Genomic DNA, 24,224 nt, shown 5'->3' on the forward strand with positions numbered 1-24,224 from the left:
CTTGAAGCGAGTGCAATCACATGGCCAGCATCACGATCCGCAATCTGGATGACGAGGTGAAGGACCTGCTCCGGCAACTCGCGGCCGAAAATGGCTGCTCGATGGAGGAGCAGGCACGAGCGATGATACGCGCCGCGGTCGAAGGCCGGGCAGGGCAGGCCGACCGCATCGGTCAGATCGAAGAAAAGCTGCGTGCGCTGACAGGCTCAAAGGAGCAGGCGGCGCCGGTTGTCGCCGCATCCGCGAAATCAGTTTCGCGAGGCTCGCTCTCCGGAAAGCGCATCCTGCTCATTATCGGCGGCGGCATCGCGGCTTACAAGGCGCTCGATCTGATCCGACGGTTGCGCGAGCGAGGCGCTTCGGTGCGGGTGGTGATGACGTCGGCCGCGCAGGAATTCGTCACCACGCTGTCGGTCGGCGCGCTTTCGGCCGACCATGTCTTCACCGAGCTGTTCGACCGCAATGACGAGCACGATGTCGGCCATATCAGGCTGTCGCGCGCGGCCGACCTGCTGGTCGTTGCGCCGGCAACCGCGGACCTGATGGCGAAGCTCGCCAATGGTCATGCCAACGACCTTGCCTCGACGGTGCTTCTGGCCACCGACAAGAAGGTGCTGATGGCGCCGGCGATGAACCCGAAGATGTGGGGGCATCCGGCAACGCGGCGCAATCGGGCCACCTTGCAGAAGGACGGCGTCGCCTTTGTCGGCCCCGCCAAGGGCGAGATGGCCGAAAGCAACGAAGCGGGCGAGGGCCGCATGGCCGAGCCGCTGGAGATCGTCGCCGCGATCGAGGCGATGCTCGATGAGAAGCCGAAACCGCTTGCCGGCCGCAGGATCATCGTCACCTCCGGCCCGACGCATGAGCCGATCGATCCCGTGCGCTACATCGCCAACCGCTCGTCCGGCAAGCAGGGCCATGCCATCGCGGCCGCCTTGGCTAAGCTCGGCGCCGATGTCAGGCTTGTCTCCGGCCCGGTCACCGTCGCCGATCCGGCCGGTGTCGCGACCACCCACGTCGAAACGGCCGCGCAGATGAAGCAAGCGGTCGAGAGCCTGCTGCCGGCGGATGCCGCCGTGTTCGTTGCCGCCGTCGCCGACTGGCGCACGGAAAACGCCGCCGGCGAGAAGATCAAGAAGATTGCGGGCAAGGGACCGCCATCGCTGCGGATGGTCGAGAACCCCGACATCCTCGCCGGCATCGGACATCACGTTCAGCGGCCCGGACTCGTCATCGGCTTTGCCGCCGAGACACAGGATCTGATCGCCAATGCCGAGGCCAAGTTGAAAAAGAAAGGCGCGGACTTCATCGTCGCCAATGACGTCTCGCATGAAAGCGGCATCGGGCCGTCCGGCGTGATGGGCGGCGACCGCAACAAGGTGCGCATCGTCTCCAGGACCGGCGTCGAGGAATGGCCGGAAATGGGCAAGGACGAAGTGGCGGCGCGGCTCGCCGCGCTGATTGCCGAGCGGCTGCAGCAGACTGTCGTCGTCTGAGCCCGAGCGGCAAGCCGGCGCCTCGGCCGCGGCCGCCGTGACATCCCCGTCAACCCGCTGCCAATCTCGCGCGGTTTGTCGCTGAAAATATCCTCAGCGCCGCCAGGCAGCCGAACACGCCGAGGGGCACGAAGGCCAGAAACAGCCAGCTGGCGACGCCTGCGGCCGCTTCACGGCTCAGACCTTCCGAGAAGCCGCTGGCATTGGCGACGATGCCGGCAAGCGCTGCGCCTACCGCATAGCCGATGCGCTGCATGGTCGGCACGGCGGCCGAGGCGATGGTCTGCTCACCGTCGCTGGCCGAGGCGACGATGACGCGCGTGAGGAAGGGCCAGCAAACGCCGAAGCCGCCGCCCTGCAAAAGGGCGCAGAGCAGGATCAGCGGGATCGAGCCTGCCGGGATTGTGTAGGCGAAGCCGGCGAGGCCGGAGGCGATCATCAGGGCGCCGACGACGATGATCAGCCTCTCGCGCTCCAGCGGTGCATTGGCGACAAGAATCGACAGGATCGACCAGGCGATCGATTCTGCGGCGATGATGTAGCCGGTGGTCAGGATCGGAATGCCGTGCAACGTGGTCAGAAGCAGCGGCCCGTAAATGGTGAAGGTGCAGGTCGCCACGGAGAAAGCCGCAACCATCGTCATGCCGCTGCCAAGCGGCGAGCGCCATGAAAACAGAGGCGACGGGAAGAGCCGGGATTGCGGTCTAAGCGCATCCACGTGGAAGAAAAGCGCCAGGCCGATCAGGCCGAGGAAGAGGAGCAGCGACGAGCGCAACAGGGCGATATCGATGCCGGCGGCGGCGATCAGCACGACGCTGAGGGCGAGAACGGCGAGCGCGGGATAGGGAAAGGGCGGTGCCTTGCCGCCGCCAGCCTGCGGCTTCCTCGCTTCAGGCGTGTCGAGCACGACGAAGCTTGCCAGCGCCATCGCCGCGCCGCCGAAGGTGAAGACGCCGAAAGCCCAGCGCCACGACAGGAATTCGGTCATGAGAGCGCCGAGCATCGGGCCGCTGAAGGCGGCGACGCCCCAGATCGCGGACATGATGCCGAAGAGCTGCGGCCAGATGTTGCGTGGAAACAGGCGCTCGACCGAGACGAAAGCCAGCGATACCAGCGCGCCGCCGCCAAGCCCTTCGACCAGACGCCCGACGAGGAACAAGGGCATGGACGGCGCCGCGGCGCAGATCAGCGCGCCGGTCGCATAGAGCAGGGCCGCGACCACCATGTTGGAGCGCAGGGCGACATAACTGACCAGCCGGCCCGCAGCGGCGCCGGCGACGATCGCGCCGAGCTCGTAGATCGCCAGCGACCAGCCGACCAGCTGCACGCCCGCCAGTTCGCCGACCATGGCCGGCATCACCGTCGCCACCATTGTCTCGTTGGTGGCATGCAGCAGGATGCCGAGGCTGACGAAGCAGAAGCGCGCCAGATCGCCGCTTGCCCACAGCGCCCGCCAATCCACCCTCTTGCTGGCCACCCTGTTGCTGGCCACCTTGTTGCCGCTCGCTGCCGTCACGCCGATCTCCTGCTTGTTTTGCGCACCTCATCCGCGTTGCGAACGAGGGGCAAGATCCAGTTCGGCAGGGCTTGTAGAACCTCAAGCGCAGTTGAGCTCAAGAGGCTTTTTCGCGGATTTCGAGGCAAGCCACCATTTGCGCCGAAGGGCTTTCCAAAGCACTCGGCCCGGAACAGATGTTCCGGGCCGAGTGCGGTGCAATGAATTTGAAAAGCCGAGGGCTCACTTGTAGGAGTGGACGAGGTCCAGCGACGCTACGGTGACGGCCAGGTTGAGGCCGGTCTGTGCCTGGACGCTGAGCGGCTCCAGCATGAAGGCGCTGTCCAGGCCGCCGACCAGGACGTTGGCGCCGCCGCCGGTCACCACGCTCGCCTCGGCGTTGACGCCGTAATAGCTGCCAGCGAGATCGCCCGCGTCATGGCTGCGGGTGGCGGCAAGCACCGCCCAGACGAGTTGGCCCTGATGCGTCTTGCCGACGTCGACGCCAAGCTTGGAGATCATCCCGGTATAAATCTCGGCCGGGCCGTGATGGGAGGGGCGGAAGACGCAGGAGACGCCCTTGTTCGACGTGATGACATAGCCGACACCGCCGTCGATGGTGCAATCGAGCGTGCCGAGCCGGAGCGTGCCGGCGCTGACCGGAGAAGCGAGGACCGTGGCGGCAAGCGCGGCAGCGGCACAGGCAAGTGTCTTGATCATTGGAAAGTCCCTTTCGCGAAAATCTTGGCCCCGGCTTAAACGATCGAGGTGCACGGAGCGTTCCGCCGAAACTTTGACGCGAACATGGCAAGGGTTAACGCATTGCCCTGGGCGGTTAACGGATCGCTATCGGCGTCTCCGCAGCGCATCATCGCGGCCGCCGACGGCGACCGGGAACGACGCCCAAGCGCCCTGCAATACACCCTTCCGGCGTCGGCTTGAGATCAGCTGGCGTTGCCGCCGGTGCGCGACAGACCGTCCTTGGCCGGCTGGTAGTTGGGGTCGAGGTGGACAGCCTCGCGGTAGGACTTGGCGGCCCTTCCCTTGTCGCCACGCTTTTCGTAGATCAGCGCCTGGTTGGCCCAGGCCTCGGCGTTCTTGCCGTCGAGCTTGATGGCCATGTTGAAGTCGGAGAAGGCGTTGTCCTCGTCGCCTGTCGCCAGATAGGAGAGGCCGCGGCCGTTGTAGGGCTCGGCGGCGTCCGGCGCCAGCGAGATCGCGGTCGAGAAATCCTCGATGGCGAATTTGTGCTGGCCCTGGCTCTGATAGATCAGGCCGCGATTGTGGTAGGCGCGGGCATCGGTGGTGTCGAGTTGGATCGCCTTCTGGAAGTCGTTGAAGGCATCCTGGGTGCGGCCCGCCTTGCGGTAGAGATTGCCGCGGCCGATATAGGCTGCGTCGTAGTTGGCGTTGATCTGGATCGAGCGGTTGTAGTCGGCCAAAGCGGCTTCCTGATTGCCGAGGAAGCGCTGGATCAGCGCGCGATTCGAATAGGCCTGGTAGAAGTTCGGATTGAGCTGGATCGCCTGGTTGAAGTCCTTGAGCGCCGCCTGGTACTGGCCGCCGCGGCCATAGGCCGAGCCGCGCACGTTATAGCCCTCGGGATCCTGAGGATTGCGCTGGATGACCGCCGAAAGCGAGGAGATGTTCTCGCTCGACGCCTGCGCCTTGTCGATCGAGTTGAACTCGCCCGTCGGGGTCGTCTGGCATGCTGCAAGCGTCAGACCCGAAAGCAGGGCCGCCGTCAGGGCGAAGCCGCGAAAAGCGGTTTTGCGCTCCACGGTAATTGCGTTCATCTTTGTCCTCACTGCCGCAGCGCCGTCAGTCCGTTCCCTCTCCGAACCGGCTCCAATACATAAACAAAAAGGTGGCGGCGATTCCGCATCGCGCCACCTTCGGTATCCTTCGAAAAGGACGAAAAATAGGCGTTATGAGCGCGGCGAGCGCGATGCGCCGGCGGCACCAGCCGGAGCCGGGCGCGGGGTCATCGGCAGCAGGCCTTCGCGCTGGGCGCGCTTGCGGGCCAGCTTGCGGGCGCGGCGCACGGCCTCGGCCTTCTCGCGGGCACGCTTCTCGGACGGCTTCTCGTAGTGACCGCGCATCTTCATTTCGCGGAAAATACCTTCGCGCTGCATCTTCTTCTTCAGCGCGCGAAGCGCCTGATCAACGTTGTTATCGCGGACGAGTACCTGCACGGGCAATCCTGTCTTCGGGTTTGAAATCATTAGGCAAACAGCCATAGCTGACATGCCTCCGCGGCGAATTGCACCGCGAATTGTGGCGGCTGATAGCAGAATCAGGCTGGGATGTCCACCTCCGATTGCGCGAAACGGCGATCAAAAACCCGAGCGCTGCGCCCGCATGTTCGCTCGCGCTACGCGGTCGCCAGATGGTGGCGCGCAAAGTCCTCGAAAAACTCACCATAATCGCAGGTGATTTCCTCGCCTGCAGCGATGTCGCGAATGGCTGTGGCGCCGCCATACTGCGAGAAATCCGTGTTCGGCCGCTCCGAATGGTTCATGAAGCGGCCATTGTCCACCTCATAAACCATGAAGCCGGGCTTGTCCGGGCTCGGATAGGCATAGCGGTCGAGCAACTCGCGCAGATGCGGCGGCGCCGCCTCATATTTATCCATCGGGATCAGCCGGTCGAAATCCGGATCGAGGCGCCAGATCGAAGCGCCCTTACGGATCGGCTCGGCGGCGAAGACCCCGACCCCTTCGATGGCGCTCTGGGCAACATAGGTTCTGATCAGCAGCATCGTTCCGGTCCAATTTTGACGGAAACGAAAATCGTCAAAATGAACGGGAATGCAAGGCCGCATCGCAACATTTTGGCCGGATGGGCATGTCTGTCGTCTGCCAAAATAGATCATGTCCGGTTGATCGAGACACCGCCATCCGCAAACAGCGCGGTTCCGGTGGTGAAGCTCGACGCATCCGAGGCAAGGTAAAGCGCGGAGCGGGCGATCTCTTCCGGCTGCGCCATGCGCTTCAAAGCATGAATGCCTTCGACGAAAGCGCGCGCCTCGGGCGTGGTCGTGGTTGCGCCGGGCGTGTCGGTGCCGCCGGGCAGCAGTGCGTTGACGCGCAGCCCTTGCGGACCGTATTCGGCAGCGAGCACCTGCGTCAGGCCGATCAGTCCGGCCTTGGCAGCGGCGTAGGCCGCCATGCCCGGCATGCCGGCGGTGTAGCCGACGAAGCTCGAGGTGAAGATCAGGGAGCCGCCGCCGCGCTCCAGCATGGCCGGTATCTGGTGCCTTGCGGCGAGGTAGGCGCTGGTCAGATTGGTGTCCATCGTCTCGTGCCAGGTGGCTGGCGCCATATCGGTCACCGGTCCCATCACGCCGACGGCGCCGGCATTGTTGAAGGCGATGTCGAGGCCGCCAAACCTTGCGACGGCGAATTCGACGACCGCCTTCGCATAGGCCTCCTCCCTTACATCGCCGGCAAGCGCGGCTGCCGTGCCGCCGGCCGCTTCGATCTCGTCGACAAGCACGTCGAGCTCGGCCTGACGCCGGGCCGCGACGACCAGGGATGCGCCTTGCTCGGCAAACAGTTTGGCGGTGGCGCGGCCGATGCCGGAGCTCGCGCCGGTGACGATGGCGACCTTCTTTGTAAGGGTGAACATGTCTTTGCATCCTTCCTCTGTACCGGGCTTGTCGGCGGTTGGATGCTTGGTCGCAGATGAGGATTACGGCGGCCACCCGAAACCGGCAAAGGCGCCATTGCCCTACTGCCGCAACAGCCAAGCCAGCCGATCCAGCGGGAAGGCGTAGCTGAAGGCAATCAGCAGAGCCATGACGATGCCAATGGCCGCGTGACCGGTCAGATAGAATCCCGCGGCGCCGCCACACAGGATGACAAGTTCCAGCGCTAGCCTGAGGGCGCCGGGCACCGGCACCGGAGCTCGACCCGACCGGCTCGGATCATTGAGCACGGCGAAAGTGCCCCACAGCACCGCCGCGACGAGCGGCAAGGCGACGGCAAGAATCCAACGGCTTAAACCGACAGCAAAGCTCCAGCCGACCATGCCGAGCCCAAGCAGCGCTGCAAGTTCCAGCAGGAAGCGCAGGGTCAGATTCCACCAGGCATTACCCATTGTCGTCCTCCAGCATCACGCGGCAGGAGTGTCGCCGAACGGAATCTCGGAAGCCAGAGCAGACGCTTCGTTTTGACCGTGGCGCAAAACGGCAAGCGCCGTCGCAAACAGCGCAAGGATGACATCGCGGTTTCGCTAGTGATACACCTCGCGTGACGGGAGAGGCCCGAACGACATCCGCGATTTTTGGCGCGAGGCTTAACGTGAAGAAATACTCGGTATTCGCCATTGCCCGCGAGGCGATGCGCGGCCACAGAGGCTGGGAAGAGCAGTGGACGTCGCCCGAGCCGAGGAAGGAATACGACGTCATCATCGTCGGCGCCGGCGGACACGGCCTGGCGACGGCCTATTATCTGGCGAGCGAGCACGGCATCACCAACATCGCGGTGCTGGAAAAGGGCTGGCTCGGCGGCGGCAACACCGGCCGCAACACCACCATCATCCGTTCCAATTATCTCTATGACGAGAGCGCCGGCATCTACGACCATGCGCTGAAGCTTTGGGACGGGCTCAGTCAGGAACTCAACTACAACGTCATGTATTCGCCGCGCGGCGTCATGATGCTGGCGCACAACGTGCACGACGTCCAGGTGTTCAAGCGCCATATCCATGCCAACCGCCTCAACGGCATCGACAATGAATGGCTGACGCCGGAAGAGGCGAAGGAATTCTGTCCGCCGCTCAACATCTCCAGGGACGCGCGCTATCCGGTGATGGGCGCCGCGCTGCAGCGCCGCGGCGGCACGGCGCGTCATGACGCGGTCGCCTGGGGCTATGCGCGCGGCGCTTCGGCGCGCGGCGTGCACATCATCCAGAATTGCGAGGTCACCGGCATCAAGCGCGCGGCCAATGGCGCTGTGAGCGGGGTAGAGACGACGCGCGGCTTCATCGGCGCCAAGAAGATCGGCGTGGTCGCCGCCGGCCATTCCTCCGTCATCATGAACATGGCGGGCGTGCGCATGCCGCTCGAAAGCTATCCGCTGCAGGCGCTGGTGTCGGAGCCGGTCAAGCCGGTGGTGCCCTGTGTGGTGATGTCGAACACGGTGCACGCCTATATCTCGCAGTCGGACAAAGGCGAGCTGGTGATCGGCGCAGGCACCGACCAGTATGTCTCCTATTCGCAAACCGGCGGCCTGCACATCTTGCAGCACACGCTCGACGCCATCTGCGAGATGTTCCCGATCTTCACCCGCATGAAGATGCTGCGCTCCTGGGGCGGCATCGTCGACGTGACCCCCGACCGCTCGCCCATCCTGGCGAAGACACCGGTCCAGGGCCTCTACGTCAATTGCGGCTGGGGCACCGGCGGCTTCAAGGCGACGCCCGGCTCGGGCAATGTCTTCGCGCATACGATCGCGAGGGACGAGCCGCACGCGATCAACGCGCCCTTCACGCTCGAGCGCTTCCGCACGGGGCGTCTCATCGACGAGGCCGCCGCGGCGGCTGTGGCGCACTGACGATGGGCCAAATGACCCTTAAGCCGCTTTGCGATCAACCGGCCGGCGCCTGCGTCGGCCATGGCGAGTTGTAGGATCCACCGAAAATGCTTCTCATCCGCTGCCCCTATTGCGAGGAAGAGCGCCCGGAACTCGAGTTCCGCAATGCCGGCGAGGCGCATATTGCGCGCCCGACCAACATCGCCGCCGAGAGCGACGACGATTTCGAGAAATTCTTCTTCATCCGTGCCAACCCTAAAGGCGTCATCTATGAGCGCTGGCGGCACATGCATGGCTGCGCGCGGTTCTTCAACGCGGTGCGCGACACGGTCACCGACAGGTTCATCATGACCTACAAGGCCGGCGAGCCGAAGCCTGCGAAGCTGCCCGGAGCCTCGAAATGAACGCCGCCTTCCGCATTTCCGGCGCCGGTCGCCTCAGCCAGGCGAAGACTGCCTCCTTCAGCTTCGACGACAAGTCGTATATCGGCATCGAGGGCGACACGCTGGCCTCGGCGCTGCTCGCCAACGGCGTGCACCTGGTCGGCCGCTCGTTCAAATATCACCGTCCGCGCGGCTTCCTGTCGGCCGGCGCGGAAGAACCCAACGCGCTGGTGCAGATCGTGCGCGACGATGCGCGCAAGACGCCGAATGTGCGGGCGACAGTGCAGGAGCTCTATGACGGGCTGACGGCCAACTCGCAGAACCGCTGGCCGTCGCTTGCCTTCGATGTCGGCGCCGTCAACGACATCGCATCACCGATGTTTTCGGCCGGCTTCTACTACAAGACCTTCATGTGGCCGAAATGGGCCTGGAAGGACCTCTACGAGCCGAAGATCCGCGCTGCCGCGGGCCTCGGCGTTTCGCCGGACAAGCCGGATCCCGACCACTATGCCGCGCGCTACGCGCATTGCGAGGTGCTGGTGCTGGGCGGCGGCGCCGCCGGCATCGCGGCCGCGCTCGCCGCGGCCGAAACGGGCGTGCGGGTGATCGTCGCCGACGAGCAAGCCGAATTCGGCGGCAGCCTGCGCTTCGAGAGCGGCGCCAGGATCGACGGCCAGGACGGCTATGCGTGGGCGCAAGCGGCGATCGCGAAGCTCAAGGTGATGGACAATGTGCGCGTGCTGTCGCGCACGACCGCCTTCGGCTATTACGCGCAGAACTTCGTCGGACTGGTCGAACGGGTCAGCGACCATCTCAAGAGCCCGGGCCGGGAGCTTGCGCGAGAACGCCTGTGGCAGGTTCGCGCCAAACGCGTCGTGATCGCCACCGGCGCCATCGAGCGCCACATGGTCTTCGCCAACAACGACCGTCCGGGTGTGATGCTCGCTTCAGCGGCGCGCACCTACCTCAACCATTATGGCGTCGCGGTCGGCAGGAATATCGGCGTCTATACGGCCAACGATTCCGCCTACGCCGCCGCGATCGACCTCAAGAAGGCCGGCATCAACATCGCGGCGATCGTCGACCTGCGCGACAACCCGGCCGGACCGGTGATCGACGAGGCGAGGGCGCTCGGCATCGAGATCAATTTTGGCCGCGCGGTGGTCAGCGCCGGCGGCAAATTGCGTGTGTCGTCAATGAGCGTGCAGCCGAAGAATGGCGGAGGCGAGCGGACCATCCCGGTTGACGCGATCCTCATGTCGGCCGGCTGGACGCCATCGGTGCATCTGTTCTCGCAATCGCGCGGCAAGGTCGCCTTCAACGACGAGACCAAGCGCTTCGTGCCGGGCACCTACGCGCAGGACTGCGTCTCGGTCGGCGCCTGCAACGGTACCGACGGGCTGGCCGCCTCAGTTGACGAGGCTTACGCGGCGGGCGCCAAGGCGGCGAAGGAGGCCGGCGGCAAGGTTGGCAAGGGCGCCAAGCCCAAGGTCGACGCCGGCGAGAGCTGGTCGCGCGGTATGTTGGGCGCGGCGCCCGGTGCCGGCCCGGGCACGACGGTGAAGGCCTTCGTCGATTTCCAGAACGACGTCACCGCCAAGGATATCCGCCAGGCGGTGCATGAGGGCATGCACTCGATCGAGCATGTCAAGCGCTTCACCACCAACGGTATGGCGACCGACCAGGGCAAGACGTCGAACATGCACGGCCTGGCGATCGCCGCGGAGGAACTCGGCAAGCCGATCCCGCAAGTCGGCCTCACCACGTTCCGCGCGCCCTATACGCCGGTCACCTTCGGGTCGATCGTCGGCCACGCGCGCGGCGCCTTGTTCGACCCGACCCGCCGCACGGCAACGCATGGCTGGGCGGCGTCGCATGGTGCTGTGTTCGAGGATGTCGGCCACTGGAAGCGCGCCTGGTATTTCCCCAAGGCGGGCGAGGACATGCATGCCGCCGTCAACCGCGAATGCGTGACGGTGCGCAAGGCCGGCGGCCTGTTCGACGCCTCCACGCTCGGCAAGATCGAGGTGGTCGGGCCGGACGCGGCGAAGTTCATGGAACTGCTCTACACCAATCCGTGGGAGAAGCTCGAAACCGGCCGCTGCCGATACGGCATCATGCTGCGCGAGGACGGCTTCATCTACGATGACGGCGTCGTCGGCAGGCTGGCGCCAGACCGCTTCCATGTCACGACCACGACCGGCGGCGCACCGCGCGTCATGAACCACATGGAGGATTACCTCCAGACCGAATTCCCGCATCTCAATGTGTGGCTGACCTCGGTCACCGAGCAATGGGCTGTCATTGCCGTGCAGGGGCCCAAGTCGCGCGACATCATCGCGCCGCTGATCGAGGGCATCGACATGTCGGACGAAGCGATGCCGCATATGTCGGTGCGCGAGGGCAAGATCTGCGGCGTGCCGACAAGGCTGTTCCGCATGTCCTTCACCGGCGAGCGCGGCTTCGAGGTCAACGTGCCGGCCGATTACGGCGAGGCTGTGTGGGAAGCGCTGTGGGCCGAAGGCCAGAAGCATGGCGCGACCGCCTATGGTACCGAGACGATGCACGTGCTGCGCGCCGAAAAGGGCTACATCATCGTCGGCCAGGATACCGACGGCACAGTCACACCGAACGATGCCGGGCTCGACTGGGCGGTCGGCAAGAAGAAGACCGATTTCGTCGGCATCCGCGGCCTGACCCGGCCGGACCTTGTAACCAAGGGCCGCAAGCAACTGGTCGGCCTGAAGACCAAGGACCCGAAGGTCGTGCTGGAAGAGGGCGCGCAGATCGTCGCCGACCCGAAGCAGGCGATCCCGATGAAGATGATCGGCCACGTCACCTCCAGCTACTGGTCGGAGAATTGCGGTCGCTCGATCGCGCTGGCGCTCGTCGCCGGCGGCCGCGACCGCATGGGCCAGACGCTCTATGTGCCGATGCCGAACGGCACGATCGAGGTGGAAGTCACCGGCATGGTGTTCGTCGACGAGAAGGGAGAACGCCTCAATGGCTAAGGCCGCTGCCAAGACAAAAGCCGCTGCTGCTTCCACCTCCGTCGAGCGTCGGCCCGCGCTTGCCGGCCGCACGCTGTCGGCGCCGGGCGTCAAGGTCGAGATGCTGCCGCCGGCTGAACGCATCTCGCTGCGCGCCCCCCAGGCTTCCCTTGCAGCGCTTTCCAAGGCGCTCGGCCTCACGCTGCCGACAAAGCCCAAGACTTCGGCGACCAAGGACGGGCGCACGGCGCTGTGGCTCGGGCCCGACGAATGGATGATCATCGACGAGGCGGGCAAGGATCCGCTCGCCGATTGCGCCAAGGTGACAATGCTGCATTCGGCGGTCGGCATCTCGCACCGCAATGTCGGGATTTCCGTTGTCGGACCTGCCGCCGCGGCGACGGTCAATTCGGGTTGTCCGCAGGACCTATCGCTCGAGGTTTTCCCGGTCGGTGCTGCCTCGCGCACCATTCTCGGCAAATCCGAGATCGTGCTGCTGCGCAGCGCGGCCGATGCGTTCCGGGTGGAATGCTGGCGTTCCTTCTCGGACTATGTCTTCACTCTGCTGTCGGAAGCGGCGGTCGACGCGGCGAACTGAGCTTCGCGGCGTCGGTTTCAAGGAACCATCGCCAGTCCATGTCGTTTCTGCGGCTTGCGAGGGAGATTGCCGATGCCGTCCAAATCCGCGCCGAAGTCATCCAAGAAGACAGCTGCAGTCCGCTCGCTGGAGCAGGAGCGGCGCCACGAGGTCGAGGAAGAGGAACTCGAGGAAGGCCTCGAGGACACATTTCCCGCCAGCGACCCGGTATCGATCACCAGCACTTCCATTCCCGGCGGACCGGCAAAGCAGAATAAGGCTAAGACCGCGGCAGGAACGAAACCGCGCAAGAGATAGGCTCGAGCAGGTCCTCAGGAGCGCGGGCAGAAACGAAAAAGGGCGGCCAAATGCCGCCCGTTTTCGTTCGAAGTCTTGCCAATAGTGCTCAGAGGCCGGGCACGAACCAGGGGCTGACATCGATGCCGAGCCGCGGGCTCTTCGTCGTCTTGTTGGCGTCGGCCTTTTCCACCGAACCGGTCGGGGTGCAGTCGAGCTTCACGCTGGCGTTGGTCTGAGCGCAAGCCGCGGGGGCGTGCTTGGCCGGCTGGCTTGCGCCAGCGAAAGCGGTACCCGAGAAAGCCAGCACGGTGGCGAGAGCAAGGATGGTCTTCTTCATTTTCCGTCTCCAGTCAATCTTTTTCGTACATGTACGATACGGTGTACAAATACGGTTAATAGAGTCGGAATTCAAGGAGGAATCTGTACGTGTACGACAAATTTTTTTGAACACAGGAATTCGGCGCCGCAAATCAAGCGAAGCGGTGCAAGCCGACGATCAAGAGATCAGCAGTTGACGGGCGTCGCGGTCAGCGGCGGAATATCCTGCGCCTGCAAGCCCGCCAGCGTGAAATCGCACATGCGCTTCACATAGGCCTGGGCGTCGCCGAACGGATAGAAGGGAAAGGTGATCAAGAGCGAAATCGTGCCGTGGCCTACGGTCCACAGCATGGTGGCAATGGCGCGCGGGTCGCCCTTGAGCCTGCCGGCGGCAACGCAGGCCTCGACGCGTTTGATCAGCACCTTCATGGCCGGATTGCCTTCTTCCATGTCCGCGTAGCTGCGCCCTTCAGGCAGCTTGGTCTTCTCGGTCATGAAGACGGTGCGGTATTCATTGGGATTGCCGAGCCCGAAGGCGGCATATTCGGTCATCACCGCCTTGAGCGCCTCGATCGGATCGTCGGCGGGGTGCTCCTCGATGCGGCGGGCGAGCGTTTCGAAGGCGTCCTCGGCGAGCGCGAACAGAATGTCCTGCTTGTCGGCGAAATAGGAATAGACCGACATCGGCGCGTAGCCGACCCGCTTGGCCAGCTTGCGGATGGTCAGGCCCTCATAGCCCTCTTCCTGGACCAGCTTGTGAGCCGCCGCGACCAGTTCGGAGCGAAGCTCCGCCTTCTGTTTTTCGCGGCGTTTCTGAACGCTTAGCGCCAATATACGCTTGCCTTTGTGATTGGTTGCCTGACGAAATTATATACGCTGTACGGAAACGGACAAGGGCGCCTCCAGTTCCCTTGCGTGCACTCTCCGTCCTAACGCAATTGCGGACGGAAAACCGTTAAGGCACTTTTCCTGAAATTGCTCAGATGGCGCCAATGCCGCCGTCGAGCGCCAGAGCGTGGCCGGTCATGAAGGAATTGGCCGGGTCGGCGAGGAACAGGATGCCGGTGGTGATCTCGTCGACCTCGCCGACACGCTTCATCGGCACGCCGCGCGTGAGCTCGGCCATCGCTTCGGCCTCGGGCGCTCCGGTGAAACGCACGAAGCCGTCGACCATCGCGGTGCGGGTGTGGGCCGGGCAGACCGCGTTGATGCGTATGCCCTTGCTGGCGTATTCCACGGCAGCCGAGCGCGTCAGCCCGACGACGCCGTGCTTGGCGGCGGCATAGACCGAAAGCTTCGGCGCGCCTGAGAGGCCGGCGACCGAGGCGATGTTGACGATGACGCCGCCCTTGCCGCTTTCCCTGAATTGCCGTTCCAACTGAGGAATCTGGTGTTTCATGGCATAGAAGACGCCGAGCAGGTCGACCTCCACCACGCGGCGCGCTTCCTCCGAGGTGACCTGCGGCAGGCGTACGAAGGAGTGGACGATGCCGGCATTGTTGACGGCGATGTCGAGCCGGCCGAACTTTTGCACGGCCAGCTTCACCAGATCCTCCGAGAGCTTTTCGTCGGCGATGTTGCCGGCAAGGTGAGCCGTCTCGGCGTCGAGCGTTGCGGCGAAATCGCCAAGCGCAGACTCGTCGAGGTCGGACAGAATGAGCCGTGCCCCTTCCGCGGCGAAGGCCTTTGCCGCGCCGCTGCCGAGACCGCCGGTCGCGCCGGTGATCAGCACCGTCATCCCATCGAAACGGCCCATTGCCGGGCTTCTCCGCGTTCAGCTGTTCTCGTCAATCAGTTCCGCCGCGAGCGCGGCGAGCAGTTTTACCGCCTGGCCGTAGGTCCTTGCCTTTTCCGGATTGGAGGCGTTGCCGTCCAGCGCGCGGCGGTAGACGCCCTGGCAGATCGCCGCCAGCCGGAAGAAGGAGAAGGCGAGGAAGAAGGTCCAGTTGTCTATCTTCTCGATGCCGCGCCGTCTGCAGTAGGCCTCGACATAGGCTTCCTCGGAAGGCAGGCCGGCAGCGGCGCGGTCGATGCCACCGAGGCCGCGAAAGCCCGAGGCATGCGGCAGACGCCATTGCATGCATTGATAGGCAAGGTCGGCGAAGGGATGCCCGAGCGTCGACAGCTCCCAGTCGAGCAGCGCGATGATCTTCGGCGCGCCCGGCGCGAACATCATGTTGTCCAGCCGGTAGTCGCCATGGACAAGCGAGACGCGGCCGTCATCGGCAGGCATATGCGTTTCGAGCCAGGCAATCAGCCTGTCCATGTCTGTTATGGTTTCGGTTTCGGAGGCCTTGTACTGGCTGGCCCAGCGCGCGAGCTGGCGCTCGAAATAGCTGCCGGGCCGGCCGAAATCGCCAAGTCCGACGGCGTCCACATCGATATCGTGCAAGGCGGCGAGCGTCGCATTCATGGCATCGTAGATCGCGGCGCGCTCGTCATTGCCGGATACGTCCGGCAGTGACGGATCCCAGAAGATGCGGCCGTCGAGGAACTCCATGACGTAGAACATGCGGCCGATCGGGGAGTCTTCGCCGGAAAGATGCAGCATGCGCGGCACCGGCACCGCCGTGCCGGCAAGCGCCTGCATCACCCGGAATTCCCGGTCGACCTGATGCGCGGATTTCAGCAACTGTCCCGGCGGCTTGGCGCGCAACACGTAGCGGCCGCTGGCGGCTGTCAAAAGATAGGTCGGATTGGACTGCCCGGACTTGAATTTTTCAATCGCCGACAGGCCGGCAAAACCCGGGATATGCGCCTCGAGGTAGGGCGCAAGGGCCGCCTGGTCTATGGCACCGGCCTCGCCGCTCATGCGTTCTCGGGTTGGCGCTCGATCAGCGTCAAGGTCAGCCAGCGCGCCGTCAGCGCCGGCTTCTTCGAGCCTTCGATCTCGATGGTCACGTCATGCGCCGTCTGCACCCAGCCGGACGGCCTGACCTTGACGTCCGCCAGCACGAAGCGGGTGCGGATGCGCGAACCCGTCTTCACCGGCGCCAGGAAACGCAGCGTGTCGAAGCCGTGGTTGACGCCCATCTTGCTGTTTTCCAGTGGCGGCATGGTCTCGAAGGTCATTGCCGACAAAAGCGACAGCGACAGGAAGCCATGCGCGATGGTGCCGCCAAACGGCGTCTCGCGCGCGGCGCGCTCAGGATCGCAATGGATGAACTGGTGGTCGTCGGTCGCATCGGCGAACTGGTCGATCATGCGCTGCGTCACCGTTCGCCAGGGCGAGACGCCGACCTCCTTGCCGACGCTTGCCAGAAGCGTATCGAGACTGATCGGTTCCACACTGATGTCCTCCGCAACCCGCCCGGACCGCGATTCCTCGAACCGGGCACCTTATTCCTTGAACAAAGTCATGCCATGCTGCACCGACTGGCCGCCGTCGATAGGCAGGATGGCGCCGGTGACATAGCTTCCGGCTCGGCTGCACAAATAAAGCGTTGCGCCGGCAATGTCATCCGCCACGCCGATGCGGCCGAGCGGAACATGGTTACCGACATGTTTCGCCTGCTCCTCGGTCGCGGTGGCAAAGGCCGTCATGCGGCTCTGGAAAGGACCGGGCGCAAAGGCGTTGACGGTGATGCGGCGGGCGGCGAACTCGATCGCCAGCGTGCGCGTCAAATGATGCACCGCCGCTTTCGAGGCGGCGTAGGAATAGGCGTCGTCGGCCAGCGGCTGGGTGCCCATCACCGAGCCGAGATTGATGACGCGGGCAGGATCCTCGTCGCTCGCGGCGGCATCGAGAAGCGGCAAGAGCTCCCGCGTCAAATGGAAGACGGCGGTGACGTTGACGCCGAACACCTTGGCCCAGGCATGGTAGGGGAAATCCTGCAGCGGCGCGCCCCAGGAAATGCCGGCATTGTTGACCAGGACGTGCAGGCGTTCCGTGCGTGCCTTGACCTCGGCGACCAGTGCCGCGATGCCAGCTTCGCTGGACACGTCGCCGGCAAAGCCCTCGGCATGGCCGGAGCCGCCGAGCGCGTTCAATTCGTTGGCGACTTTTGCGCAATCCTCGCCCTTGCGCGAGGCGATCATCACCTGAGCGCCGGCGCGCACCAGCCCGGTCGCCACCATGCGGCCGATGCCGGTCGCCGCACCCGTCACCAGCGCAGTCTTGCCGGCGACCGAGAACAGCTTGTCCAGATAGCTCATCGTGTTTCTCCGCATCAGGCCGGCCGGGACTCGCCCAAGGACTCGCGTTGACAAGGCTAGCCGAAGTACGGTCATCCTTGCCACGGGTAAAGGTTTATCTTCGGAAAGGCCGGAAGCGATGGCGGACATGAATCTCGGCATGACCGAGCGGCTGAAGCCGCTCCATCAGCGCGTGGCGGCGATGGTGCGCGACGAGATCGCGCCGCTCGGCGAAGAGTTCCTCGCCGAAGTCGGCAGGAATGGCGACCGCTGGGCCTATACCGCTAGGCAGACGGAAATCCTGGACGGCTTGAAGAAGACGGCGCGCGAGCGCGGCCTGTGGAACTTTTGGCTCACCGATTCCAAGCGCGGCTACGGCCTTTCCACCGTCGAATACGCCTATCTGGCGGAGGAGATGGGCAAGGCGCATCTCGGCGCCGAGACCTTCAACTGCTCGGCGCCTGACACCGGCAACATGGAGGTGCTGGAGCGATACGGCTCGGAAGCGCACAAGCGCGACTGGCTGGAGCCGCTGCTCGAAGGGAAAATACGCTCGGCCTATCTGATGACCGAGCCGGACGTCGCTTCCTCGGACGCCACCAACATTTCGATGCGCTGCGAGCGGCAAGGCGAGGACTATGTGCTGAACGGCGAAAAATGGTGGGCTTCCGGAGCGGGAGATCCGCGCTGCGCCATCTATATCGTCATGGTCAGGACGGGATCGGACGAGGAGCCGCAGCATCGCCGGCATTCGATGATCCTGGTGCCCTCCGACAGCAAGGGCATCGCCAAGCTGCGGCCCATGCAGGTCTATGGCGACGACGACGCGCCGCACGGCCATATGCATCTGAGATTCGACAATGTACGGGTGGCGGCGACGAACCTGATCCTCGGCGAGGGCAGAGGGTTCGAGATCGCGCAGGGGCGGCTGGGGCCTGGCCGCATCCATCACTGCATGCGCGCGATCGGCCAGGCCGAGATGGCGCTGGAGATGCTGTGCCAACGCTCGGTGCGGCGCGAGGCCTTCGGCCAGCCGCTGGCAAAGCTCGGCGCCAATTTCGACATCATCGCCGAATGCCGGATGGAGATCGAGATGGCGAGGCTCTTATGCCTCAAGGCTGCCTGGATGATCGATCAGGGGGACGCTCGCGCGGCCGCGCCCTGGATCAGCCAGATCAAGGTGGTGGCGCCGCGCGTCGCGCTGAAGGTCACGGACGAGGCAGTCCAGATGTTCGGTGCGCAAGGCATCAGCCAGGACACGCCGCTCGCCCGCTCGTGGACGCATTTGAGGACATTGCGGCTGGCCGACGGGCCGGACGCGGTGCACCGGCGGCAGGTGGCGCGCACGGAACTGAAGAAATACACGCAGGAAAAGGTCTGACGGCCATGACGCTTCCTTCGCAAATGCAGGGTCTGCTGCTTGTCGGCGACGGTTACACCAGGACGCCCTCGGCGGCCGCGCTGGAGGCGATGGAGCCTTACCTCCAGCCCGGCAGCATCGCGGTGCCGGCGCCCGGTCCCTCGCAGGCGCTGATCAAGGTCAGCCTCGCCTCGGTCAACCCGTCCGACATCGCCTTCATCAAGGGCCAGTACGGCCAGCCGCGGGTAAAGGGCCGGCCGGCGGGCTTCGAAGGCGTCGGCATCGTCGTCGCCACGGGCGACGATCCCTATGCAAGGAGCCTTGCAGGGAAACGCGTGGCCTTCGCCACCGGCGTGTCGAACTGGGGCGCTTGGGCGGATTATGCGGTTGCCGAGGCCGCGTCTTGCATTCCGCTTCTCGACACCGTGCGCGACGAGGATGGCGCCGCGATGATCGTCAATCCGCTGACGGCCTTGGCCATGTTCGACATCGTCAGAGAGGAGGGCGAAAAATCCTTCATCATGACCGCGGGCGCCAGCCAGCTCAGCAAGCTGATCATCGGCCTAGCGAAGGAGGAAGGTTTCCGTCCGATCGTCACCGTGCGTCGCGACGAGCAGATTCCGCCGCTGAAGGAGCTCGGCGCCGCCCATGTGCTCAACGAGAAAGCGGCGGATTTCGAGGCGGTCTTGCGCGAGGCGATGAAGGCCGAGCAGCCGCGCATCTTCCTCGACGCGGTCACCGGCCCGCTGGCTTCGACCATCTTCAATGCCATGCCGAAACGCGCGCGCTGGATCGTCTATGGAAGGCTCGACGCCGAGCCGACGGTGATCCGCGAGCCCGGCCAACTGATCTTCCAGCACAAGCGCGTCGAAGGGTTCTGGCTGGCCGAATGGATGCGCCAGTTCCGCGACAGGCTGGGCCCGGCGGTGCTGGAAGCGCAGAAGCGCTTTTCCGATGGACGCTGGTCGACCGACGTCACCGCGGTCGTGCCGCTCGACGAAGCGATGGCGAGGCTGCCGGCCGAGCTCGCCAAGCCAAATGGAAAGGTGTTCATCAGGCCGTGAGGCAATCCGAGCGCCCGATCGCAGCTGTTCAGACCAGACCAAAGCCTTGAACACAAAGCTGTGATCGGCCCGACAGCGGCGGAAAAAAGCCGCTGTCGCGCCGTCATTGCCTCGCGCCGGTAACAGCCACGTTCGGATGTTTTATTCCATTCGATGTGATATCTCGCCGGCGGTTAAAAACCAGGCGGCGATGGGAAAGCCGTCCTGGTCGGAATGCGGGGTGCGCTATGATGGTAACCAAGGCGGTTTTCGACCGTTTGGGGCTTTGGCTTTGGGCCGGGTCGTTTCTGCTTGTGCTTGGTCTGGCGCTATGGTCGCCCGATGCGCGTTCGGTGGTCCATATCTACAGGCATGGCAGTGAAGCTTTTCTGGATCGCCAACCGCTGTATCAGGTCGAAGTTGCCATGGGGTATCTATACGCTCCCGCCTTCGCCGTCCTCTATGTTCCCCTGCTGAAGCTCGGGCCGTATCTGGGCAATATTTTGTGGCACATGCTGGGCTTCAGCGTCCTGACCTTTGCCGCAATGCGTCAGGTGCGCAAGCTTGGCGGCCAGGAGCAGACATGGCTGCTGTCCTTGGGTCTTTTTCTTGCCTTGCCGGTGGCGCTGGCGGCGCTTCGCAATGGCCAGGCGACGATCCTGCTCACAGGGGCGTGCTGGTTCCTTACACTGTCGACACTCGAGGGGCGCCGGTCCGAAAGCTTCTTCTGGGCCATGCTTGCGATCATCGCCAAGCCGACCGCGATCATCATGCTGCTTCTGGCGGGGGCGCTGCGTCCCCGGCTGATACCGGTGCTGGTGCTGGCGGTGCTCGTCGTGCTCGCGATACCCTATGGCTTTGCGTCGAGCGACTACGTCAACGCGCAGTATCATGATTTCTTCCGGCTTCTTACTTCGATGACGGTGGACCCGACCGGCCCCTTCGTTCCGGCCGACTTCACGGCGCCTTTCATGCGATTTGGCCTCCCGATTTCCGAGTTTGACGCGACGATCGTGCGCGTCGTCGCGGGTTTGCTCACGCTTTGGCTGGTGCTCCAGCTCGATCGCAGGCTGGACGCCAACATCAGCGGACTCGCTATCTTCCTCGCCGCGGCATTCTACATGTGCGTCTTCAATCCGCGGGTCGAGCAGAACACTTACGCCATGGTGGCGGTGCCTGCCGGCCTCTCAATCGCCCTGCTTTGGCGGGAGAAGGGAACCGGGGCCATGTGCTGGTTCTTGGCGGCGTTCCTCTTCGTCACCGGACTGACCAGTGCCGACCTGCAACTGCACGATCTTTTCCACCCGTGGTTCCGGCCGATCAGCATCACCATAATTGGCTGCGTGCTCGTCGGCTGGTTCTGGACGCAAGACAGACAGAAGGCGCCTGCCGCCGGGGCCGTCGCGCATGGCTGAGATGCTCGACATCATCGCGCCGTTCTTCGACGAGGCCGAATCCGCCATCGCGTTTGTCGGGCTGCTCGACAAGCTGGAAGTGGCCGTGGCGGAGCGCTTCGGCATGACAGTCCGCAAGATACTCGTCGACGACGGCAGCCGCGACGGCAGCGCCGAGACGTTCGCGGCCACGCTCTCCGGCTCCTGGGAGATCGTGCGGCTCAGCCGTAATTTCGGCAAGGAAGCGGCGGTGCTCGCCGGGCTCGATCATTCCCGTGGCGACATGGTCCTGATCATGGACTCGGACCTCCAGCATTCCATGGATATCAGCCTGAGGATGATCGGCGAGCTGGTCGAGCATCCGCAGATCGATGTCGTCTACGCGCAGAACGACCGGCGCGAGGGGAGCTGGCGGCGCAGCCAGCTGGCGCGGCTCTTCTACAGGCTGATCAACAGCAGCCAGCGCTTCGATATTCCCGAGAATGCCGGAGATTTCCGTGTCATGCGCGGCGCGGTGGCGCGTGCCTTGACCAGCGTGCGCGACAAGCGCCGCTTCAACAAGGGTCTGTTCGCCTGGGCCGGCTTCCGCCAGAAGGCTGTGCTTTATTCGCCGGAAAACCGTGGTGGCGGCACGTCGAAATGGACAAGGTTCAACCTGATCGCGTTCTCGCTTGAAGGGTTCACCTCGTTTTCCGTGATCCCGCTGCGCGTCATCAGCCTCATCGGATTGCTCGCGGCATTCGCGGGTCTGGCCTATGGCGTGAAGGTGCTCTTCGAGGTGCTGTTCTATGGCATCGCCGTGCCTGGCTACCCCAGCATCATGGTCGCCGTCGTGCTTTTTGGAGGCCTCAACCTGGCGCTGCTCGGCCTGATCGGCGAGTATGTCTGGGTCACGCTCAGCGAAAGCAAGGACCGGCCCGTCTATATCGTGCGCGACGTGCTGCATGGCAATGCCGCCGAGCAGGTTGCCCCCGGCAAATGACCCGGCCGATCCGCCTGATCGCCGATGATTACGGGCTTGCGCCGGGGGTATCGAACGCGATCCTCGACCTCATCGAGCGCGGCCGCCTGACCGGGACCAGTTGCATGACCGGGTTTGCCGAATGGGAAGAGGCGGCGGCGCGCATCAGGCCGTTGCGTCAACAGGTCGCCATCGGGCTGCACCTGACCCTCACCGATCAGACCGCCGCAACCGGCTCGTCCAGTTTGGCGCCAGACGGCAAATTGCCTGGGCTTGCCTCTCTTGCGCTGCCGGTCCGTCGAGGGCGCATCGACGAGCGGGATATTCATGCCGAGCTCGACGCCCAGTACGACCTCTTCACCGACGCGCTGACTGGCCCGCCCGATCACATCGACGGGCACCAGCACGTGCATTTTCTTCCCGTGGTACGGAATTGGTTGCTCGCCCGGTTTGGGGAGAGCGCACACAAGCCGGCGCTGCGCGGCGCGCCCAGCCTTGGCGGCCTGGACGCGGCGGCCAAGATCGCGGCGATCGCCACGCTGGCCGCGGGCTTCAACAGGTCGATGCAGCGGGCTGGCTTTAACGTGATGACGCCGCTCTGCGGGATCTATGACTGGCGGCAGCCGCAAAAATTCGGTCCGACGCTGCGCGCGGCGGTCGACACATTGCCCGAACAAGGGGTGTTCATGTGTCATCCGGGTCAAGTCGATGACATTTTACGGGCGCGAGACCCGATGCAGGGCGCGCGTGAGGTCGAGTTCACGATTCTCAGTTCTGAGGATTTCGGCGCCAGCCTCGAACGGGCCGGAGTGCGCGTCATGGACGGCAAAGCATGAGCGCCGGCCAGCCGCGGCGTTCGACCTGCAACAAGATCGTCCGCTTCGCCTTGGTCGGGCTGGTCAACACCGGGATCGATCTCACCGCATTCTTCCTGCTGCTCAAGCTCGTGGTGCCGGCTCTGGCCGCCAATGTCGGTGCCTGGTTCGTCGCGGTGCTCTTCTCCTTCGTGGCGAACCGCTTCTGGTCGTTCGAGCGGGACCCGGACATCCGGCTGCATCGGTCCTTCCTGCGTTTCGTCTCGCTCGGGGCGCTGATTTCGCTCGGTGTTTCGAGCCTGTCGATCGCTGTACTGGCGGGGGTTGTCGGCGTCTGGCCGGCCAAGATCGTCGGCGTCGTGGTGGCCGCCGTGCTGAACTTTTTGGCGGCGCGCTGGTCGATCGAGGGCAGGATCGTAAAGTAGCTGCTCGGCCGGCTCCGCGTTGATATAGGCGGCTTTGGGACGGATTCAGATTTCAGGTCTGTCCGACCTGAAATCATCCGGCTCTATCGCAAGCTCTCCAGGTCGCGCATGCGCTTGGCGCCGGCGGCTTCCAATTGCCTCGTCACGGCGGCGATCAGCGTTTCTGCGACGACGAAGAGTGCGGCGGACGAATCCCAGGCCGAGGGCACGGCGGTGCGTCCGGCGATCACGTGTCGGGCGAAGCGGGCGATCGGCGAAAGCCACTGGTCGGTGAAGAGAATGATCTGCACGCCGCGATGGTGAGCCTTCTCGGCAAAGCGCACGAGACTTTCCTGATAGCGGCGGATATCGAAGATCACCAGGACGTCGCGCTTGCCCATGTCGATCAGCCGGTCGCGCCAGATGCTCTCCTGGCCGGCGAGGTGATAGACATCCGGCTGGATGATGGCCAGGTGAGCGGCCATGTAGCGCGCCAGCGGATCGGTGAAACGGCCGCCGATGAGGAAGGTCTTGCCGCGCCGCTCGGCAAGTCTCGTGGCAATGTCCGCCAGCTGTCTGTCGGTGAGGTGCCGGAAGGTCTCGCGCATGTTGTCGAGCGTTGCCTCGAGCATCGGCGAGATGGCGCCGCCGGCCGAGCTTGGATCGAGCGTGCGCGAAGCGGGCGACTGCAATTGCGCCGCCAGCTCATCCTGCAGCGCCGACTGGAATTCGGGGTAGTTCTGGAAGCCGAGCCTGGCCACGAAGCGCAGGATCGTCGGCGAGGACACGCCGGCCGCGGCCGAGAATTCGGCGACTGTCTTCAGCCCGGTCAAGGGATAGTTGGCAATCAGCGTCTGGGCGGCGCGGCGCTCGCCGGCCGGCATCGTCCCGATGCGGTCCGAGATCAGTTCGGCAATGCTGGAAATCATGGTTTTCCCCCGCCCGTTGGCCGCCCCGCCGCCGTTTTCCCGAATTCGCGTTTGACAAAGCCGGTCAAACTGTATGAAATCATTCATA

26 protein-coding genes are annotated in these 24,224 nt (G+C 64.4%); 12 read left to right on the forward strand and 14 right to left on the reverse strand.

Translation table 11 applies throughout. From position 1 onward, the window contains the following. Nucleotides 1–20 precede the first annotated feature (20 nt). On the forward strand, nucleotides 21–1,496 hold the full coding sequence (gene coaBC / locus LB529_RS08410) for a bifunctional phosphopantothenoylcysteine decarboxylase/phosphopantothenate--cysteine ligase CoaBC (protein WP_224710808.1): 1,476 nt from the start codon (nucleotides 21–23) through the stop codon (nucleotides 1,494–1,496). A 49-nt stretch (nucleotides 1,497–1,545) separates the two neighbouring features. Here coaBC and LB529_RS08415 read toward each other — a convergent pair whose 3' ends face one another. The 7 genes from LB529_RS08415 to LB529_RS08445 form a co-directional block, all read right to left on the reverse strand. After that, entirely contained in the window at nucleotides 1,546–3,012 is a 1,467-nt protein-coding gene (locus tag LB529_RS08415; RefSeq protein ID WP_224710809.1) for an MFS transporter, read from the reverse strand. 222 nt (nucleotides 3,013–3,234) lie between these two features. Then, nucleotides 3,235–3,711, reverse strand: a complete 477-nt coding sequence (locus LB529_RS08420) for a DUF992 domain-containing protein (protein ID WP_140541919.1) — start codon at nucleotides 3,709–3,711, stop codon at nucleotides 3,235–3,237. Nucleotides 3,712–3,935: 224 nt separating this feature from the next. Further along, on the reverse strand, nucleotides 3,936–4,787 hold the full coding sequence (locus tag LB529_RS08425) for a tetratricopeptide repeat protein (RefSeq protein WP_224524038.1): 852 nt from the start codon (nucleotides 4,785–4,787) through the stop codon (nucleotides 3,936–3,938). Nucleotides 4,788–4,919: 132 nt separating this feature from the next. Further along, entirely contained in the window at nucleotides 4,920–5,186 is a 267-nt protein-coding gene (gene rpsU / locus LB529_RS08430) for a 30S ribosomal protein S21 (protein WP_027165252.1), read from the reverse strand. A gap of 179 nt (nucleotides 5,187–5,365) precedes the next feature. Continuing rightward, complete coding sequence (locus LB529_RS08435) at nucleotides 5,366–5,752, reverse strand: SET domain-containing protein (RefSeq protein ID WP_095766271.1); 387 nt, start codon at nucleotides 5,750–5,752, stop codon at nucleotides 5,366–5,368. 110 nt (nucleotides 5,753–5,862) lie between these two features. Then, nucleotides 5,863–6,621 carry an SDR family oxidoreductase gene (locus LB529_RS08440; RefSeq protein ID WP_224710810.1) on the reverse strand — a complete coding sequence of 253 codons (759 nt, stop codon included), beginning with the start codon at nucleotides 6,619–6,621 and terminating at the stop codon, nucleotides 5,863–5,865. Between the two features lie 102 nt (nucleotides 6,622–6,723). Further along, nucleotides 6,724–7,092, reverse strand: a complete 369-nt coding sequence (locus tag LB529_RS08445; protein ID WP_224710811.1) for a YrdB family protein — start codon at nucleotides 7,090–7,092, stop codon at nucleotides 6,724–6,726. A 203-nt stretch (nucleotides 7,093–7,295) separates the two neighbouring features. Between LB529_RS08445 and LB529_RS08450 the strand changes: the two genes are divergently transcribed. The 5 genes from LB529_RS08450 (at nucleotide 7,296) to LB529_RS08470 (ending at nucleotide 12,796) form a co-directional block, all read left to right on the forward strand. Continuing rightward, nucleotides 7,296–8,549 (forward strand): sarcosine oxidase subunit beta, encoded by a 1,254-nt coding sequence (locus LB529_RS08450; protein ID WP_140842250.1) that lies wholly within the window; start codon nucleotides 7,296–7,298, stop codon nucleotides 8,547–8,549. Nucleotides 8,550–8,635: 86 nt separating this feature from the next. After that, nucleotides 8,636–8,932 carry a sarcosine oxidase subunit delta gene (locus LB529_RS08455; protein WP_140842248.1) on the forward strand — a complete coding sequence of 99 codons (297 nt, stop codon included), beginning with the start codon at nucleotides 8,636–8,638 and terminating at the stop codon, nucleotides 8,930–8,932. Continuing rightward, nucleotides 8,929–11,922: a sarcosine oxidase subunit alpha gene (locus LB529_RS08460; RefSeq protein ID WP_224710812.1), complete on the forward strand. Its 2,994-nt coding sequence runs from the start codon at nucleotides 8,929–8,931 to the stop codon at nucleotides 11,920–11,922. The genes LB529_RS08455 and LB529_RS08460 overlap by 4 nt, the downstream gene beginning before the upstream one ends. After that, nucleotides 11,915–12,499, forward strand: a complete 585-nt coding sequence (locus LB529_RS08465) for a sarcosine oxidase subunit gamma (RefSeq protein ID WP_224603277.1) — start codon at nucleotides 11,915–11,917, stop codon at nucleotides 12,497–12,499. The genes LB529_RS08460 and LB529_RS08465 overlap by 8 nt, the downstream gene beginning before the upstream one ends. 72 nt (nucleotides 12,500–12,571) lie before the next feature. Beyond that, complete coding sequence (locus LB529_RS08470) at nucleotides 12,572–12,796, forward strand: hypothetical protein (protein ID WP_224603280.1); 225 nt, start codon at nucleotides 12,572–12,574, stop codon at nucleotides 12,794–12,796. Nucleotides 12,797–12,884: 88 nt separating this feature from the next. On the opposite strand, the gene LB529_RS08475 is transcribed toward LB529_RS08470, so the two are convergent. The 6 genes from LB529_RS08475 to LB529_RS08500 form a co-directional block, all read right to left on the reverse strand. Further along, nucleotides 12,885–13,115 carry a DUF680 domain-containing protein gene (locus tag LB529_RS08475; RefSeq protein ID WP_224710813.1) on the reverse strand — a complete coding sequence of 77 codons (231 nt, stop codon included), beginning with the start codon at nucleotides 13,113–13,115 and terminating at the stop codon, nucleotides 12,885–12,887. A gap of 167 nt (nucleotides 13,116–13,282) precedes the next feature. After that, complete coding sequence (locus tag LB529_RS08480) at nucleotides 13,283–13,927, reverse strand: TetR/AcrR family transcriptional regulator (RefSeq protein WP_095766278.1); 645 nt, start codon at nucleotides 13,925–13,927, stop codon at nucleotides 13,283–13,285. Between the two features lie 148 nt (nucleotides 13,928–14,075). Further along, nucleotides 14,076–14,852: an SDR family NAD(P)-dependent oxidoreductase gene (locus LB529_RS08485; protein WP_224603282.1), complete on the reverse strand. Its 777-nt coding sequence runs from the start codon at nucleotides 14,850–14,852 to the stop codon at nucleotides 14,076–14,078. A gap of 18 nt (nucleotides 14,853–14,870) precedes the next feature. Further along, on the reverse strand, nucleotides 14,871–15,908 hold the full coding sequence (locus tag LB529_RS08490) for a phosphotransferase family protein (RefSeq protein WP_224603283.1): 1,038 nt from the start codon (nucleotides 15,906–15,908) through the stop codon (nucleotides 14,871–14,873). Then, nucleotides 15,905–16,384 (reverse strand): MaoC family dehydratase, encoded by a 480-nt coding sequence (locus LB529_RS08495; protein ID WP_095766281.1) that lies wholly within the window; start codon nucleotides 16,382–16,384, stop codon nucleotides 15,905–15,907. The genes LB529_RS08490 and LB529_RS08495 overlap by 4 nt, the downstream gene beginning before the upstream one ends. A gap of 51 nt (nucleotides 16,385–16,435) precedes the next feature. Then, nucleotides 16,436–17,251 carry an SDR family oxidoreductase gene (locus tag LB529_RS08500; RefSeq protein WP_224603285.1) on the reverse strand — a complete coding sequence of 272 codons (816 nt, stop codon included), beginning with the start codon at nucleotides 17,249–17,251 and terminating at the stop codon, nucleotides 16,436–16,438. A gap of 118 nt (nucleotides 17,252–17,369) precedes the next feature. Here LB529_RS08500 and LB529_RS08505 point away from each other — a divergent pair, with 118 nt between their 5' ends. The 6 genes from LB529_RS08505 (at nucleotide 17,370) to LB529_RS08530 (ending at nucleotide 23,228) form a co-directional block, all read left to right on the forward strand. Further along, nucleotides 17,370–18,611: an acyl-CoA dehydrogenase family protein gene (locus tag LB529_RS08505; protein ID WP_224603288.1), complete on the forward strand. Its 1,242-nt coding sequence runs from the start codon at nucleotides 17,370–17,372 to the stop codon at nucleotides 18,609–18,611. Between the two features lie 5 nt (nucleotides 18,612–18,616). After that, on the forward strand, nucleotides 18,617–19,654 hold the full coding sequence (locus LB529_RS08510) for a zinc-binding dehydrogenase (RefSeq protein WP_224603290.1): 1,038 nt from the start codon (nucleotides 18,617–18,619) through the stop codon (nucleotides 19,652–19,654). Nucleotides 19,655–19,881: 227 nt separating this feature from the next. Continuing rightward, nucleotides 19,882–21,048 carry a glycosyltransferase 87 family protein gene (locus LB529_RS08515; protein WP_224710814.1) on the forward strand — a complete coding sequence of 389 codons (1,167 nt, stop codon included), beginning with the start codon at nucleotides 19,882–19,884 and terminating at the stop codon, nucleotides 21,046–21,048. Next, entirely contained in the window at nucleotides 21,041–22,009 is a 969-nt protein-coding gene (locus LB529_RS08520) for a glycosyltransferase family 2 protein (RefSeq protein ID WP_224524059.1), read from the forward strand. The genes LB529_RS08515 and LB529_RS08520 overlap by 8 nt, the downstream gene beginning before the upstream one ends. Then, nucleotides 22,006–22,824: a ChbG/HpnK family deacetylase gene (locus tag LB529_RS08525; protein WP_224603297.1), complete on the forward strand. Its 819-nt coding sequence runs from the start codon at nucleotides 22,006–22,008 to the stop codon at nucleotides 22,822–22,824. The genes LB529_RS08520 and LB529_RS08525 overlap by 4 nt, the downstream gene beginning before the upstream one ends. Further along, nucleotides 22,821–23,228 (forward strand): GtrA family protein, encoded by a 408-nt coding sequence (locus tag LB529_RS08530; protein ID WP_224603299.1) that lies wholly within the window; start codon nucleotides 22,821–22,823, stop codon nucleotides 23,226–23,228. Before LB529_RS08525 ends, LB529_RS08530 begins: the two co-directional genes overlap by 4 nt. 83 nt (nucleotides 23,229–23,311) lie before the next feature. Here the strand turns inward: LB529_RS08530 and LB529_RS08535 are convergent, their stop codons facing one another. Next, nucleotides 23,312–24,136 (reverse strand): MurR/RpiR family transcriptional regulator, encoded by an 825-nt coding sequence (locus LB529_RS08535; protein ID WP_224603301.1) that lies wholly within the window; start codon nucleotides 24,134–24,136, stop codon nucleotides 23,312–23,314. Between the last annotated feature and the right edge of the window lie 88 nt (nucleotides 24,137–24,224).

This window comes from Mesorhizobium sp. CA5, from assembly GCF_020165105.1.
GTDB lineage: Bacteria > Pseudomonadota > Alphaproteobacteria > Rhizobiales > Rhizobiaceae > Mesorhizobium.